Source organism: Moraxella nonliquefaciens, assembly GCF_001679005.1.
GTDB classification, from domain to species: Bacteria; Pseudomonadota; Gammaproteobacteria; order Pseudomonadales; family Moraxellaceae; genus Moraxella; species Moraxella nonliquefaciens.
Genome location: NZ_LXTW01000030.1, coordinates 1 through 719, shown reverse-complemented (window position 1 = coordinate 719; position 719 = coordinate 1). Strand labels below are relative to the sequence as shown.

Sequence of the window (719 nt, the reverse complement as noted above, 5' to 3'; positions counted from 1 at the left end):
CATTACCTGCTAGGTCTTGTGTGGTCAAACTTGCAACGACAAGATTATCATCATCTTTGTCCAAATCTGAGGTTTTTACCATCGTCTTAAAGCCTTTGTCCATTCCTACAACGGCTGTATACTTAACTCCTGCCACATCAATACTTACCACATCATTGGGCTTAATATTGCCTGACACCACGCCACTAATCATAGACATCGGCTCGCCAGATATCGCTACACGATAATCACCATCTGCATTTTTGCTCAAATAAGGACTATCAATATTCACGCTTTTGACAACATCAGATGGTTTGGTAAATTGTTTGGTAATTGTCGTGGTGATTTGTTCACCCACCATAAACCGCCCCATGTCAAAATCAGTTAATTGATAGAATCTGGGGTCATAGACAAATTCATAATCCAACACCTGTCCATTTAGATGTTGCAATTCATCAAAAGGCACATCAAAGTAAAACCTACCTTCTTTTAGTCCAGAATAATAAGTTTTATCACCAATTTTGACGCTCACATGACGTACCGCCAAGTGATTCATGCCCATGCCAAAGTGTCCTGTAAATTCAAATTGTCCGCCAATTCTAACAATTGACTCTTCTTGGGCAACATTTAGCCCAAAATCGTCATCAATATTGGTAATGTCAATTTTGGCAGCGACATTGGCACTTACCTTGTATGTCAAATCAGCTCTTGCTTTGGCGTTGTTTTGTCCTGTGGTAGTG

The 719-nt window shown here is 40.1% G+C and carries 1 protein-coding gene; it reads right to left on the bottom strand.

The window, feature by feature from the left end; translation table 11 throughout:
* Nucleotides 1–719: hypothetical protein (locus tag A7456_RS11445; protein WP_211266070.1), on the bottom strand; the 719-nt coding region annotated here is incomplete at both ends.